This window comes from Spirochaetales bacterium (assembly GCA_016930085.1).
Lineage (GTDB): Bacteria > Spirochaetota > Spirochaetia > SZUA-6 > JAFGRV01 > JAFGHO01.
Genome location: JAFGHO010000069.1, coordinates 102,963 through 116,520, shown reverse-complemented (window position 1 = coordinate 116,520; position 13,558 = coordinate 102,963). Strand labels below are relative to the sequence as shown.

15 protein-coding genes are annotated in these 13,558 nt (G+C 49.4%); 12 read left to right on the top strand and 3 right to left on the bottom strand.

The window, feature by feature from the left end:
* Window positions 1-2 precede the first annotated feature (2 nt).
* The 3 genes from JW881_12715 to JW881_12705 are packed head-to-tail and all read right to left on the bottom strand — an operon-like array spanning window position 3 to window position 1,295.
* A complete protein-coding gene (locus JW881_12715; protein ID MBN1698369.1) occupies window positions 3-638 on the bottom strand; it encodes an arsenate reductase ArsC in 636 nt (211 codons plus the stop codon).
* A 58-nt stretch (window positions 639-696) separates the two neighbouring features.
* The gene (locus JW881_12710; protein ID MBN1698368.1) at window positions 697-1,011 is read right to left on the bottom strand and encodes an STAS domain-containing protein; all 315 of its coding nucleotides are present in this window, start codon (window positions 1,009-1,011) and stop codon (window positions 697-699) included.
* 35 nt (window positions 1,012-1,046) lie between these two features.
* Window positions 1,047-1,295 (bottom strand): hypothetical protein, encoded by a 249-nt coding sequence (locus tag JW881_12705; GenBank protein MBN1698367.1) that lies wholly within the window; start codon window positions 1,293-1,295, stop codon window positions 1,047-1,049.
* Window positions 1,296-1,667: 372 nt separating this feature from the next.
* Here JW881_12705 and mraZ point away from each other — a divergent pair, with 372 nt between their 5' ends.
* The 12 genes from mraZ to dprA all read left to right on the top strand — a co-directional run bounded on the left by mraZ (window position 1,668) and on the right by dprA (window position 13,558).
* Window positions 1,668-2,099 (top strand): division/cell wall cluster transcriptional repressor MraZ, encoded by a 432-nt coding sequence (mraZ, locus tag JW881_12700; protein MBN1698366.1) that lies wholly within the window; start codon window positions 1,668-1,670, stop codon window positions 2,097-2,099.
* A 10-nt stretch (window positions 2,100-2,109) separates the two neighbouring features.
* Window positions 2,110-3,111, top strand: a complete 1,002-nt coding sequence (gene rsmH, locus JW881_12695) for a 16S rRNA (cytosine(1402)-N(4))-methyltransferase RsmH (GenBank protein MBN1698365.1) — start codon at window positions 2,110-2,112, stop codon at window positions 3,109-3,111.
* Window positions 3,108-3,389, top strand: coding sequence for a cell division protein FtsL (locus JW881_12690; GenBank protein ID MBN1698364.1), 282 nt, complete (start codon window positions 3,108-3,110; stop codon window positions 3,387-3,389). Before rsmH ends, JW881_12690 begins: the two co-directional genes overlap by 4 nt.
* Window positions 3,382-4,803, top strand: coding sequence for a UDP-N-acetylmuramoyl-tripeptide--D-alanyl-D-alanine ligase (gene murF / locus JW881_12685; GenBank protein MBN1698363.1), 1,422 nt, complete (start codon window positions 3,382-3,384; stop codon window positions 4,801-4,803). Before JW881_12690 ends, murF begins: the two co-directional genes overlap by 8 nt.
* Window positions 4,804-4,818: 15 nt before the next feature.
* Entirely contained in the window at window positions 4,819-5,898 is a 1,080-nt protein-coding gene (locus JW881_12680; protein MBN1698362.1) for a phospho-N-acetylmuramoyl-pentapeptide-transferase, read from the top strand.
* Between the two features lie 65 nt (window positions 5,899-5,963).
* Window positions 5,964-7,049, top strand: a complete 1,086-nt coding sequence (gene ftsW, locus JW881_12675; GenBank protein ID MBN1698361.1) for a putative lipid II flippase FtsW — start codon at window positions 5,964-5,966, stop codon at window positions 7,047-7,049.
* A 1-nt stretch (window position 7,050) separates the two neighbouring features.
* A complete protein-coding gene (locus tag JW881_12670) occupies window positions 7,051-7,884 on the top strand; it encodes an FtsQ-type POTRA domain-containing protein (GenBank protein ID MBN1698360.1) in 834 nt (277 codons plus the stop codon).
* A complete protein-coding gene (gene ftsA / locus JW881_12665) occupies window positions 7,881-9,119 on the top strand; it encodes a cell division protein FtsA (protein ID MBN1698359.1) in 1,239 nt (412 codons plus the stop codon). Before JW881_12670 ends, ftsA begins: the two co-directional genes overlap by 4 nt.
* 193 nt (window positions 9,120-9,312) lie before the next feature.
* Complete coding sequence (ftsZ, locus tag JW881_12660) at window positions 9,313-10,479, top strand: cell division protein FtsZ (GenBank protein ID MBN1698358.1); 1,167 nt, start codon at window positions 9,313-9,315, stop codon at window positions 10,477-10,479.
* A gap of 135 nt (window positions 10,480-10,614) precedes the next feature.
* On the top strand, window positions 10,615-11,502 hold the full coding sequence (locus tag JW881_12655; GenBank protein ID MBN1698357.1) for a tyrosine recombinase: 888 nt from the start codon (window positions 10,615-10,617) through the stop codon (window positions 11,500-11,502).
* Window positions 11,503-11,697: 195 nt separating this feature from the next.
* Complete coding sequence (locus JW881_12650; protein ID MBN1698356.1) at window positions 11,698-12,558, top strand: tetratricopeptide repeat protein; 861 nt, start codon at window positions 11,698-11,700, stop codon at window positions 12,556-12,558.
* Window positions 12,545-13,558 (top strand): DNA-processing protein DprA, encoded by a 1,014-nt coding sequence (gene dprA / locus JW881_12645; GenBank protein ID MBN1698355.1) that lies wholly within the window; start codon window positions 12,545-12,547, stop codon window positions 13,556-13,558. The genes JW881_12650 and dprA overlap by 14 nt, the downstream gene beginning before the upstream one ends.

The following is a 13,558-nucleotide window of genomic DNA, read 5'->3' as shown; positions in this document are numbered from 1 at the left end:
GGTCAGTGACGCGTCGATAACGCCCCCGGGAGTGTTTCGACGAACGTCCTGATCTCGTCCCGTACCCGGCGGTAATGTTCCAGCGCTTCTTCCTCTGTTTTCGCCGTTTCGGCAAGCGCGGGCGGATCGTCGAAGCCCTTGTGAATGAGGCGTGTTTTTGCCGGATAGACCGGGCAGGACTCGCGGGCGTGGTCGCAGACCGTAATCACGTAATCGAACTCGATGTTGTTGTTGAAAAACTCGAGGACGTTCTTGCTTTTCTGTCCGGAAATATCGATGCCGGCTTCCGCCATGACCCTGACGGCGAGTGGGTTCAATCCGTGTGTTTCGATTCCCGCCGAATATGCCTCGATCAGGTCGTCCTTGAGTGCACGGGCGAATCCTTCCGCCATCTGGCTTCTACACGAGTTGCCGGTACAGAGAAACAATATTCGTTTTTTACCGCTCACTTTTGGTTTTCTCCTTTCAAAAACGATAGATCGCGTTTCATATTCATCCTGATGACACACTCGATGCACCCGGCAACAATCCGCATCGAAGTGAATTGCAGACGGTCGTCCCTTTCTTTCCTGGATAATTACCGCGTTTTTCAGAATGGAAAGGTGTTTCGAGGTCGTCGACAGATCACTTCCGATCATCTCAGCAAGTCCGCAGACGCAATAGGGGGTGTTCTATCATGTTCGCGTATCGCTGTTTTTATGCTCGTTCGATATTGATGAGTCGTTCGAGTTTGATAAGCTGAAATGTTTTAAGCAGGGCGTCGCTGCACCCTCGAATCTGAATTTTCCGTTCTTCCTCTTCAAGTTTTTTCTGGAAGAGGAATATTTTACCGATACAGGAAGAGTTTATCGCATCGACGTCGGTCAAATTCAAGGTGATTATTTTCTTTTCCGTTTCCAGGAGTTTTTGAAGCTCGTTCTGGAAGAATTCGGTTGATTCCATTCCCATAAGTGTACCATGGACTTCGAGTATTATCTCGTTATCCGATACATCCTTTTTTATACATCTCATAAGCAAGCTCCCATTAGCATCACACCTTCATTCTCTTATATTATTATAGTATATTCTTCAAGTTCATTTCGATTCAATTGTTCCAGGTGATAATTGGTGAACTCTTCATTCCGTGTCAATTCCGTAGAAATCCTGAAAACCCGATAGACGATCATTTTCGCTGTCGGAAGCGGTATTTTCAATGGTATTCCATTAAGATCGACAAGCTGGTTTACCTTTAATCGATGATTAATCTCCTGAAAATCCCCTTCCGGATACAAAAGCCGTCGGGAATATGTAATCATACACTTAAAAATATATTGTTTCCCTATCTTTTTCAATATATTTGTCCTGTTTTTTTTTTTTTAAGAACGAAAATAGCGGAAAATTGTTCATGGTATTTGTCATAAATCCGTTCCCGGAAATGAAGGGCGGTAAAAAACGGATATAATCTCATGTAAAAGAATGAGGCAGTTCATAATAAAAAAAGGTAAAAATAAGAGAAATCATTCATTTTCAGAAACCACGAAACAAACATATAGTATTTTCGTGAAAAAAAATGGTAAATACGGTCTTTTTGCTAAAAAAAATTGTTGACAATTCACATGGAAAGGTTAGTATTAGAATAATATATGGGAAAATGTGGATATTAATGGAAAAATGTGGAGAAACACGGGATGATTACAGGAGAATACAAGTATTCCCTGGATGATAAAGGAAGACTTATGATCCCCGCCAAAATGAGAACGGAGATCGAGGGTAATATGCTTATCCTCACCAGGGGCGCGGAAAAGTGTCTCTGGCTTTTCCCCCCGGAAGAATGGAAGGTATTTTCCGAAAGTCTTTTAGCTTCCACATCAATTTATGAAAAAAAAGGCAGACTTGTACGAAGAAGGATTATTGCTCCCGCACAGGATATCGAGATCGATAAAATGGGACGTATCATCATTCCCCCGACGATGAGAGAATATGCGGGATTAAAAAAGGAATGTACGATATTGGGCCAGGGCAAATCAATTGAAGTCTGGGATGATGAGTATTATAAGGAATATTGTCATGAAAGTGAACCTGATTTTCATGAAGCATTTGAAGAACTCGGACGGGTATAGCGGGGAGTGAATGAAAGACGCCTGTCTCATAGAGAAGGAAATGATTCATCATAGGCCGGTTTTGCAGAAAGAAGTGTTGCGGCTCCTCGAACCGGGAAACGGACCGACGGTCTTCGTCGATGCGACTCTCGGAGAAGGCGGTTATGCCGAGCTTTTTCTCGAAACCTTTCCCGGAGTTGTTGTGCTGGGTGTCGACAGGGATATAGCGATCATGGAGATATCGCGCAAGAGACTCCACCGGTTCGGTTCCCGCGTCCATTTTTTCAATATGTGGTTCGACCATTTTTTCGGGGAATACTCATATCTTTTTGCCGGTCGTCCTGACAGGATATTATTCGACCTCGGAATATCCCGTTATCATTTCGAGGAGGGGAACCGCGGCTTTTCCTTTGGGAGGGATGAATCACTCGATATGAGGCTGGGCCCCGATATCGAGGTAAATGCCGCGGATATTATTAATACATATTCGGCGGATGACCTTTCGAGGATTTTCGGTCAATACGGTGAAGAACGGTATTCGTACCGTATCGCCAGGGCGATTGTCCGGGAAAGGGAGAAGCAGCCGATAACAGGTTCGGGACGTCTCGCGGAAATTATCAGGGCCGCGGTCCCGGCACGGGTACGGTACGGAGGCAGGATTCATCCGGCGACACGGTGTTTTCAGGCGTTACGTATCGAAGTCAACAGCGAGCTCGTTCGCCTCGAATCCGCGATAGCGGATGCTTTTCATGTCGTAAAGGAGGGTGGGAGGATCGGCGTGATTTCCTATCACTCTTTAGAGGACAGGATTGTCAAGCATTTTTTCAGGAACAAAAATAAAGATTGTACCTGCCCTCCCGAATTGCCGATGTGTCAATGTGGGGGTAAACGGGAATGCGTTATTTTAACGCGCAAACCCGTTCGTCCGGATGAGGATGAAATACGGGAAAATCACGCGGCACGGAGTGCCAGGTTGCGGGTGGCGGAAAAGATTTTTCCGGAACGGACTTCGAAAGGAAAAGAAAAGCGATGAAGAAAGTATGGATTTTCGTCCTTGCACTTCTTTTACCGACAATTCTCTTTCTGGAGGTATGGGGCGTCTTCAGGTACAACAAGGTAAACCGTCGGATCGACATGCTTGAACAGGAACAAACGGAATGGCTTGAGAAAAATAAAAGACTCATCGCCGCTATTGCCGTTTATAGTTCTCCGGAAAGGATTGAAAAGATCGTTGAGGATGAACTGGATCTGGATAAAATAGATCCTCAAAAGACGATCACCATTGTTCTTTCGGGAAGAAAGGATGAATGAAGCGGTGGTAAGTACCCGGGGACAACAACTTTTGACATATGAAGAGATTTGTACTGCCAGCAGGGGAAACCCTGTTTTTCTGTCCGGGACACGCGGATACGTCTCTTCCGTCTCGATCGATTCGAGAAGCCTCGGGCGTGACTGCCTCTTTGTTCCGTTAAAAGGCGAACGGGCGGACGGGCATGATTTTATCGAAGATGCGGTTGCGGGTGGTGCGTCGGCCGTTCTCATTGAAAAACGGGTCTGGGAAAAGCAGGCATCCCGGCTTGTTTCGCTTGCCCGGGAAAAAGACACGGCCCTTTGTGTCGTCGATGATACCCTCGCCGCGCTTCAGGACATCGCCGCTTACTATATCGGTCTTTTTCCTGAATTGTACAAAATAGGGGTGACGGGAAGTAATGGAAAAACAACGACAAAAGAGATTATCGGATCGATTTTATCATGCGAAACGGACACGGTTATCAACGAGGGCAACTTGAATTCGGAAATCGGGCTGCCGCTTTCCGTCTTCTCGATACGATCCGGTCACCGGTATGCGGTGTTCGAAATGGGCATGAATCATACGGGAGAAATGGATGTGCTGGCCGGTATCGTCAAACCCGATGCCGCGCTTATCACAAACATCGGGATTGCCCATATCGGAATTCTCGGCACAAAAGATGCGATAGCACAGGAAAAGAAAAAAATTTTCAAATACTGCAACGGCAGTCAGAAGGGATTTTTATACGAAAAGGAACCTTATCGCGGCTTTCTTATGCAGAATGTGAAAGCCGAATTTTTTTTCTATGGGCCCGGTGCGACAAAAGGATTAAAAGGGTACGAGGATCTGGGGCTGGATGGAATCATCATCCACTGGGAGGAGTTCCGGATTCTCTACCCCTTTTTTGGTTTTCATAACCTTCTGAACGCGCTGGGGGCGATTTCCCTCGCCGTCGAACTGGGAATAAGGCCCGCCAATGTAAAAGAGGGGCTTGAAAGCGTGAAACCGCTTTTCGGCCGGTCGCAGATCATTCGGGGCGGGCTGACGATTATCGAGGATTGTTACAACGCCAATCCGGATTCCGTGACAGAGGTTCTTCGCTTTCTTCGGGATGTCCGGTGGAAGGGGAGAAAGATAGTGATTCTGGGAAGTATGCGTGAACTCGGGGCGGAAAAAGAGGACGCCCACCGCCGTATTGCCGCCGAATCGGCCGGGATGGGATTCGATATGGTATGTTTATTCGGAGACGAGTTCGAGGAGGCATCTCTCCTGCTCGAGAAAGCGAGATGCGGCCCCCCGTTGTTCTGGACATCCGATTTTGATCGGCTCCGGGAACATGTATTGTCTTCTGTGAGGCAGGGCGATGTGATTCTGTTAAAAGGGTCGAGGGGAGTCGAACTAGAGCGGCTGGTCCCCGATCTGATGAAATTGTAAGAAGAGGGGGAAGGTGTGTTTTACAAATTCCTGTATCCGCTTGTCGATGTATTCAAAGGCTTCAATATTTTCAAATACATCACCTTCAGGGCGGCATACGCGGCGATTACGGCCCTGCTTATTTCCTTTTTACTTGGTCCGTGGCTTATCAGGCAATTGAAAAAACTCAAAGTCGGCCAGGAAGTGAGGGAAGACGGCCCGCAGACCCACCTTTCCAAATCCGGTGTCCCCACGATGGGGGGGATCCTCATTATCCTTTCGATCGTGATTTCAGTTCTTCTCTGGCAGGATCTCGATTCGATTTATACATGGCTTTTGGTTCTCGCGGTGGTCGGATTCGGAATGATCGGGTTTGTCGACGATTATATAAAAATAGTGAAAAGGGATTCGAAGGGACTCAAGGCGCGGTTCAAGCTTATCGGCCAGTTTGTTTTGTCGTTTCTGATCGTCATGATCCTCTATATCGGGAGAAACGATCATACGACGTTTCTATATGTGCCTTTTTATAAAAATCCGATACTGGATCTTTCGGTTTTCTATATCCCCCTTTCGGTAATTCTTCTCATGATGTATTCGAACGCGGTCAATTTCACGGACGGACTCGACGGACTCGCTTCGGGGCTGGTTTTTTTTGTCGGCCTTACCTTTGCCATTCTCTCCTATCTCACGGGAAGGGTGGATATGGCGGAATACCTGAACATTCCCTATATCGCCGAAAGCGGTGAACTCACGATCGTTTGCAGCGCCGTGGTCGGGGCTTCGATCGGATTCCTCTGGTTCAACACACATCCGGCGGAGATCATGATGGGCGATACGGGAAGCCTTTCCCTCGGGGGAGTAATCGGTGTGATCGCCCTTATCATCAAAAAGGAGATCCTGCTTATCATCACCGGGGGTGTATTTGTCATGGAAATATTCAGCGTTATCATACAGGTGACCTATTACAAACTGACAAAGAAACGTATTTTTAAAATGGCGCCATTGCATCATCATTTTGAACTCAAAGGCTGGAAAGAGAGCAAAGTGGTAATAAGGCTGTGGATACTGGGCGGTCTCTTCGCGATGCTCAGTCTCTCGACATTGAAAATACAATAGAAGGAAATGTTTTACCGGAAAGGGGAAACGTGGAAAAACTGAAAAGCCGGAACGCCGATTTCTTGATGATACTCATTCTCGCGCTGCTTGTCGGCATCGGTGTATCCGTGCTTTTTTCCGCCTCCTACCATCATGCGGAGAAACTCGGAAAGGATTCGGGATATTTTCTCTTCAAGCAGCTCTCGTGGATTTTTATCGGGTGCATCGGCGCGTTTTTGATTTCCCATACACCCCTCGAGTTTTTTAAAAAGACCGTCCCCGTTGTCCTTTTTGTCGCCCTGGTTCTTTCGTTTCTCACCTTTATTCCGGGTATCGGCCAGCCGATAAGCGGCGCCAGACGATGGATATTCCTCTTCGGCCAATCCTTTCAACCTTCGGAGTTCGTCAAGGTCGCACTCGTCATCTATCTGTCCTATATTCTAAGCAGGAAAAAGGACCGGATCAACGATCCGGTCAACTCGATACTTCCACCGCTTATCGTTGTTCTCGTATTCGTTACCATCATTTATTTTCAGAACGATTTTTCGACATCGTTCTTTATTTTTTTCATCGCCCTCTCGATCTTTTTTGTGGCAAATATAAGGGCCGTCTATTTCATCCTGTTCGGAATCATCGCCGTTCCGGTCGGCGGCATTCTTCTTTTTACCAAGGTGTATTGGGTAAAGAAACTGATGGTGTTTCTCAATCCGCAGGTCGATCCTTCGGGGACCGGCTGGCAGATCATTCAGGCGCATACCGCCCTTGCCCGTGGAGGTTTGTTCGGCCGCGGCCTGGGAAAAGGTGTCAAAAAACTCGGCGCCCTTCCCGAGGCCCATTCGGATTTTATCTTTGCCGTGATCGGCGAAGAGATGGGTTTTATCGGGGTCCTGTTCGTGATCGCCCTTTTTGTCCTGTTCGCCTACCGGGGATACCATATGGCGAAAAAATGCAGGGATCCTTTCAGGTATTACCTCGCCTTCGGGGTCACCAGTGTGATATTTTTTCAGGCAATCCTCAATATGGCGGTTGTCGTCGGTCTCATTCCGGCAACCGGTATTCCGCTGCCGTTTTTTTCACTCGGCGGATCGTCGATTTTCATGGCGCTGCTCATGTGCGGATTTCTCGTCAATATATCGAGGGATTTGCCGAGGGAAGGTCCGGAGGTACTCTGATATGAGGGCGGTCTATGAGTTCAATAAAACAGAGAGCGCAGACGAGCGGAGGGAACGTTTGATCAACAGGATATTATGGAGCCTCATTATCGTCCTTTTTACCGTAGCTGTTCTCGAGATTGTCTTTCAGTTTTTTATCGCACCGCGGATGGTCCTGCAGCATATTCTGGTTCGGAGTGATCTGGATCTACCGGAGGAAAGGATCAAGGATATTGCAGGAATAGGAAAAAAGGAGTATTATTTTTCCCTGGATATCGATGAGGTCAGAAGCAGACTCCTGGAAATACCCCAGGTACGGGAAGCGGTTGTTGAAAAGGTGTTCCCGGATACCGTTACAATTGTCGTAAAAAAGCGGGATCCGCTTGCGGTAACACTCGTCGAGGGAGAAGATAAAACATTACCCGTTTTCATCGACGATGAGGGAATCGTCTACACGGCGGGAGAGACCCTGCCGCAGTGGAATTTGCCGGTGTTATCGGGCCTTGAGTTTTCAGGATCTTCCTCCCCGATGAACCTTCCGGGAAAGCTTCCCGAAACATTCGCGCCTATCCTTGCGCAGCTTGCGGAACTGAAGGAAACATCTCCCGATATTTTTAATATCGTTTCGGAGATCAAGGTCGAACGAAATGCAGGTGGTGATTATGAGCTGGTTTGTTACATGATTCCGTATACGACAAGAGTCAGGTTCGGGAGTAACATCGACGAATATCTTCTTTCCTATGCCTTGATGGTGCTGGACGTTTTTAAAACCAGGGGAATAGGCCGCGATGTACGGGAAATCGATTTCAGAACAAAGGAAATTGTATACCAGGGACAAGGAGGGATAGTGAATTGAATCAGGACGAATGTATTGTCGGTCTGGATATCGGTACGACGAAAATATGCGCGGTGATCGGCGAATATAACGAAAACGGTATGCTCGAGATAACCGGCGTGGGTACCGCACCGTCCCGCGGATTGAGGCGCGGGGTTGTCATTAACATAGATACGACTGTCAAATCCATCATCAGCGCCGTCGAGGCGGCGGAGATGATGTCCGGCCGGGAAGTCGAGAGTGTGTTTACCGGACTTGCCGGAGGGAATATCGAGGGGATCAATTCGAAGGGAGTGGTTGCCGTCACCGGAAAGGGGAGGGAAATAACCAAAGAGGATATCGACAGGGTCGTCGATGCGGCAAAGGCGATTCCCATCCCCATGGACAGGGAAGTCATTCATATGATACCGCAGGAGTTTATCGTTGACGAGCAGGGGGGGATAAAGAATCCGCTCGGGATGATCGGGGTGAGGCTCGAGGCGGAGGTACATATTATCACCGCCGCGGTCACATCGGCCCAGAACATAGTCAAATCCGTCAACCGGGCGGGGTTCAGGGCGCGGGATATCATTCTCGAACCCTTGGCATCGGCAAAGGCCGTCCTTTCGAACGATGAAAAGGAACTCGGGACGGTGTTGGTCGATCTCGGCGGCGGAACGACGGATATCCTTCTCTATATCGAGGGCTCGCCGTATTATACCGATGTCATCCCGCTCGGCGGCGAACAGGTAACAAACGATCTTTCGATCATGCTGAAGACGCCGTTCGATTCCGCCGAGTCGGTGAAGATAAAATCCGGATGCTGTTACATGGACTATATCCAGGGAGACGAAGAGGTTTTCGTTCCCGGTGTCGGCGGCAGGCCTCCCAGGAGGATGCTTAAAAAGGAACTGGTGGAAATCATTCAGCCCAGGATGAGTGAGATTCTTTCGATGGTGAAGGAACGCATAGAGCAGAAGGGATATCTGAAATTACTGGGAGGGGGGGTCGTATTGACCGGCGGAGGTTCGCTTCTTCCCGGTACGGTGGAACTGGCCATGGAGATTTTCGGTCTTCCGGCCAGGATCGGTTATCCGGTCAAACTCGGCGGTCTTGTCGAGGAATATGGTAATCCGAAGTTCTCAACCGGCGTGGGACTGGTCCTCTACGGCGCCGCTCAGAATGAAACGGGCGCAAGCCGGAGAAACAGGGAAAAATCGAATGTGATAAAGGATGCGATCGACAGGATGAAAGACTGGTTCAAGGAGTTTATTTAGCTATGGATCGGACAAAACGGAAAGCGTACACCGTCGTTCGTTTTCGGGCCCGGGAGGACGGCCCGGGTCCCTATTGTCCGCGGCAGGTGAAAAGGTAAACCTGAGAGGGTGCAGGATAACGAGGCGATGCTTCGCCTTTCGGCGGATCATCGCTTCCTGATATACATAAAATACTCATAACTGGGAGGGGAGTATGAACATTGAGTTTATTGAAGACACGGATACGAATCTGACACTCATCAAGGTGATTGGTGTCGGGGGCGGCGGTAATAATGCGGTCAATCGAATGATTTCAGCCGGCCTCAAAAGTGTGAGGTTTATTGCGATCAATACCGATCTTCAGGCGCTTCATATCTCGAAAGCGGAGGTAAAACTGCCTATCGGAACAAAGGTAACGGGCGGACTGGGCGCGGGCGGCGTTCCGGATGTCGGAGAAAAGGCCGCCATGGAGGATTACGATGAACTCCAGGCGATCATTCGCGGCTCCGACATGATTTTCATCACCGCGGGGATGGGGGGCGGAACCGGTACCGGGGCAGTGCCGGTGATCGCGCGGATTGCGAGTGAACTGGATGTGCTTACCGTTGCCGTGGTGACAAAACCCTTTGCCTTCGAAGGGAAAAAGAAAATGATGCTTGCGGAAGAAGGGATCGAAAAACTCAGGGAACATGTCGATACCCTTATCGTGATTCCGAACCAGTACCTCCTGAAAATCGTCGATCGAAAAACACCCATCAAGGAAGCGTTCCGTATAGCGGACGATGTGCTCAGGCAGGGCGTCCAGGGTATTTCCGATTTGATTACGAGTCCCGGCGAGATAAATATCGATTTTGCCGATGTATGTACGATTATGAAAGGCAAGGGGGACGCCTTCATGGGAATCGGCAACGGCAGCGGAGATAATCGGGCCGTGGATGCCGCGACAAACGCGATCAACAATCCCCTCCTGGAAGACGCCAAAATCGAAGGGGCAAAATCCATCCTGGTGAATGTCACCGGCGGTCCCGACCTCGCCCTTGCCGAATACGAAGAAATAATGAGAATCATCACGGCAAACGCCGATGATGACGCACTCATCATTGCGGGAACGGCCTTTGAAGAATCGCTTGAGACCGATGTAAAGGTGACGGTAATCGCGGCCGGTTTTTCACAGGCGGTAACCAGGAAGCCGAACGACACCCATGAGACACCCGCGCAGTCCGCGGACATCATTTCCTATGACGAGTGGGTGAAGATCGGAAAGGGTGTACACAAAAAGGGTCAGGGAGAATATCTTCTGGAACGTAACGCAAAAGAGCCGGACCTTTTTATCCCGACCATTCTCAGGGATAAAAAAATTATGGGCGGCCAGGGGGAATAAGACCAAAGGTGACCGCTTTACATGACGAAAGAAAGGCCGGATTGATTTTTTTTCACGTATCTGCAGCGTATCTCGTGCACGTATCGTGCCGCGAAACAGGCAATTGCCGCCATACGGGCGGAAGGGGAGTGCATTATGGATGATAATGCATTGCTCCGTTCATATGAAGCATACCTGCGGGTAGAACTCCGGCTGCAACGGGCGACGATTGCGACATACCTTCCCGAATGCCGGCTGCTGCTTTACTGGCTTTCTGAGGAGAAAAAGGAGATATCCGAGGTCGACGGCAATATGTTGATCGGTTTTCTGGTAAAGCGGCAGATCGACGGGGTATGCGGGCGAACGCTGGCAAAGACAATCAGCAGCCTCCGTTCGTTTTTCGTTTTTCTGATACTCGAAGGAATACTTTCAAACAATCCGCTCGATACGGTGGATATGCCGAAACCGAATTTCAGGATACCGAAGGTTTTTTCCAGGCAGGATATCGAGGTTTTTTTCGGAGGAATCGATACATCCACTCCTTCGGGGATCAGGGACAGGGCGCTTTTTGAACTCATTTACTCGTGTGGTCTCCGGGTTACCGAGGCAATCGAATTGAAACTGGTCAATATATATCCCCGTCAGGCGCTTTTACGCGTGTGCGGAAAAGGCAACAGGGAGCGGCTCGTTCCTGTGGGAGAACATGCTGAGGTATGGCTTGATAAATATATCGGGGAAGCGAGAACGGCGTTTATCAAAAAAGGCAGATCGACCGATTACCTTTTTCTCAATTATCGCGGCAATCGCATTTCACGAAAAGGAGTCTGGAAACGCTTCAAGGAAATATTGAAGAAAGTCAGCCTTGAAGGGAAGGTCCATACGTTAAGGCATTCTTTTGCCACCCACCTGCTCGGTGGGGGCGCCGATCTTCGGTCGGTACAGGAGCTTCTGGGTCATGCCGATATCAGTACGACTCAAATTTATACGCACGTGGAGGAGGAGGAATTGAAGGAATACCACGCGAAGTATCACCCGCGGGGATAACGTGCCGGGTGAGGTGATGTCTCACATTTTTGTGAAATTGATCACACTTTCGTGTGATTTATGAAAAAAACCAATGCGGGGAGTATTTTTGCTGCGTTATATAGAGTGGGGGAAAAAAGGACGGGGAAACCGCAGGTGGATGGGTATGCCTTGTCTTTTTTTTCAGAAATGGTAATACTAATATGGTAGAGAATTATGAAGGGTAAAAAATTTTTGTTATGTATAGGTGCTTTCTCCTTCTGTATTGCGGCCGCAGGGTGTGACCGCAAGAACGAAGAGGAGTTTATCGAGGCACTGATAAGCATGGAACAAACGGTCTATAAACATGATGAGGTGTCCCCTGAGACCGTGGATGAGGTGAGGAATATTGTCAAACGATATCGGGACGAATTGGGAGAGGAAGTAACCCGGACGGAGGAGTTCGGAAGGCTTCTCAAACGAATCGCAGAGAAGTATATGGAGATAGGGGATATAAACAGGGAAATCGAACGCCTATCGACAGGCCGGTCGACACGGTTCGATTCGCCAAGGGAAGAAGACATCTATCGGAAAATGGAGGTTATCCGTTACATAGACGGTACAATGTACGGAAAGGCGTTTGAAAAGATCAACGAGGCGCTTGAATTATTTCCGGATAACCGGGTACTCTATTATAATGGAGGCGTATGCGCAGGGTGGATCGCGAAATCGAAAATCGAGCCGCGTTTTTCGGATGAACGTGCACGGTGGTTTGAAACCGCTCAGGCTTATTACCGGAGGGCGATCGAACTCGATTCCGGCTATGTCGATGCCCTCTATGGTCTTGCCGTTCTCCTTGTCTTTGAACTGGATGCGCCGTCGGAGGCAATCGGTTTTCTCGAACGGATTGTCGAGAAGGAATCAAGGAATATGGATGCCCTGTTTGTTCTCGCGCGGGCTTACTATCAGATCGGCAGGTATGATGAGGCGATGGACACGTACGAGATCATTATTGAAGAAAACCCGTCGGAGGAGATGACGCAGCGTGCCCGCGCATTAAAAGAGAGAATCAAGGATGAGGTGTATGGTCTTGAATAGTGACATCTATTTATTCGCCTTACAAAACGCCGCCTCTCTTAAAACGCGGGAAAAGCTGTTGCTTTTAGAGTTGTTTCCGTGTATAAAAGACATCTTTTCTCTTTCCGCCTCCGAACTGTCGGGGCTTTTGGGACGGCGGATCAACGCGGCAAAGTGGAATCCCGACGGGGTGTTGTCCGGTGCGGAACGGGGATGGAAGGCTATCGAATCTTCCCGGACGGCATTCGTCGGCTATTTTCAGCCCGGTTATCCGCCCCAACTCAGGGAAATATACGATCCGCCCCTCATTCTTTTTTACCGGGGCAGGATTCCCGAGTGGCATACCCCGTTTCTGGCAATCGTGGGAACGAGGCAGCCCAGCGGAGAAAGCAGGAACGCGGCGTACAGGCTCGGAATGGAGGCTTCACTCGCCGGAATCGGTGTCGTTTCGGGACTCGCGCGCGGCATCGACAGGGAGGCGCATGAAGGAAGTTGTGAAGGGAGCGGTCAATCGATCGCGGTTTTGGGAAACGGAATCGACACGGTCTACCCCTGTACAAGCAGAAAGACCGCTTCGAGAATTCTCGGGAATGGCGGGGTGATTTTCTCCGAATACCCGCCCGGCGTTCCCCCGCTGCCTTATAATTTTCCGGCGCGCAACCGCATTATCAGCGGGCTGTCGCGGGCTGTTGTCATCATACAGGCGCCGCGGCGTTCGGGAGCGCTCATTACCGCCGATTATGCCCTCGAGCAGGGGAGAGAACTGTATGTTCACCCCTCAGGGCTTGCCGGTGCACAGTCCGAGGGAACGAAAAGCCTTTATGACGAAGGCGCCCCGCTTTGCGCATCCGCGCGGATACTGCTTCGTGAATGGGGCATGGAGGAAAAATACCGTATGCCGGAAAGCGACCCCCGGTTTCCCCTCGACGATGAAAAACCGGGCAGACGGTTGGCGGGAATGCTGGAAAGGGAAATCAAGGGGGAACTCAAAATTTATAATGGACAATACATCAGGAGATAG

Excerpts from the sequence above, each read along its gene's own strand:
- JW881_12710 (MBN1698368.1), bottom strand. The coding sequence starts at position 1,011 with ATGAGATGTATAAAAAAGGATGTATCGGATAACGAGATAATACTCGAA.
- ftsW (MBN1698361.1), top strand. The coding sequence starts at position 5,964 with ATGATACTCATTCTCGCGCTGCTTGTCGGCATCGGTGTATCCGTGCTT.
- JW881_12650 (MBN1698356.1), top strand. The coding sequence starts at position 11,698 with ATGAAGGGTAAAAAATTTTTGTTATGTATAGGTGCTTTCTCCTTCTGT.
- JW881_12705 (MBN1698367.1), bottom strand. The coding sequence starts at position 1,295 with ATGATTACATATTCCCGACGGCTTTTGTATCCGGAAGGGGATTTTCAG.
- mraZ (MBN1698366.1), top strand. The coding sequence starts at position 1,668 with ATGATTACAGGAGAATACAAGTATTCCCTGGATGATAAAGGAAGACTT.
- ftsZ (MBN1698358.1), top strand. The coding sequence starts at position 9,313 with ATGAACATTGAGTTTATTGAAGACACGGATACGAATCTGACACTCATC.
- JW881_12655 (MBN1698357.1), top strand. The coding sequence starts at position 10,615 with ATGGATGATAATGCATTGCTCCGTTCATATGAAGCATACCTGCGGGTA.
- JW881_12670 (MBN1698360.1), top strand. The coding sequence starts at position 7,051 with ATGAGGGCGGTCTATGAGTTCAATAAAACAGAGAGCGCAGACGAGCGG.
- JW881_12715 (MBN1698369.1), bottom strand. The coding sequence starts at position 638 with ATGATCGGAAGTGATCTGTCGACGACCTCGAAACACCTTTCCATTCTG.
- JW881_12690 (MBN1698364.1), top strand. The coding sequence starts at position 3,108 with ATGAAGAAAGTATGGATTTTCGTCCTTGCACTTCTTTTACCGACAATT.
- murF (MBN1698363.1), top strand. The coding sequence starts at position 3,382 with ATGAATGAAGCGGTGGTAAGTACCCGGGGACAACAACTTTTGACATAT.
- rsmH (MBN1698365.1), top strand. The coding sequence starts at position 2,110 with ATGAAAGACGCCTGTCTCATAGAGAAGGAAATGATTCATCATAGGCCG.
- dprA (MBN1698355.1), top strand. The coding sequence starts at position 12,545 with ATGGTCTTGAATAGTGACATCTATTTATTCGCCTTACAAAACGCCGCC.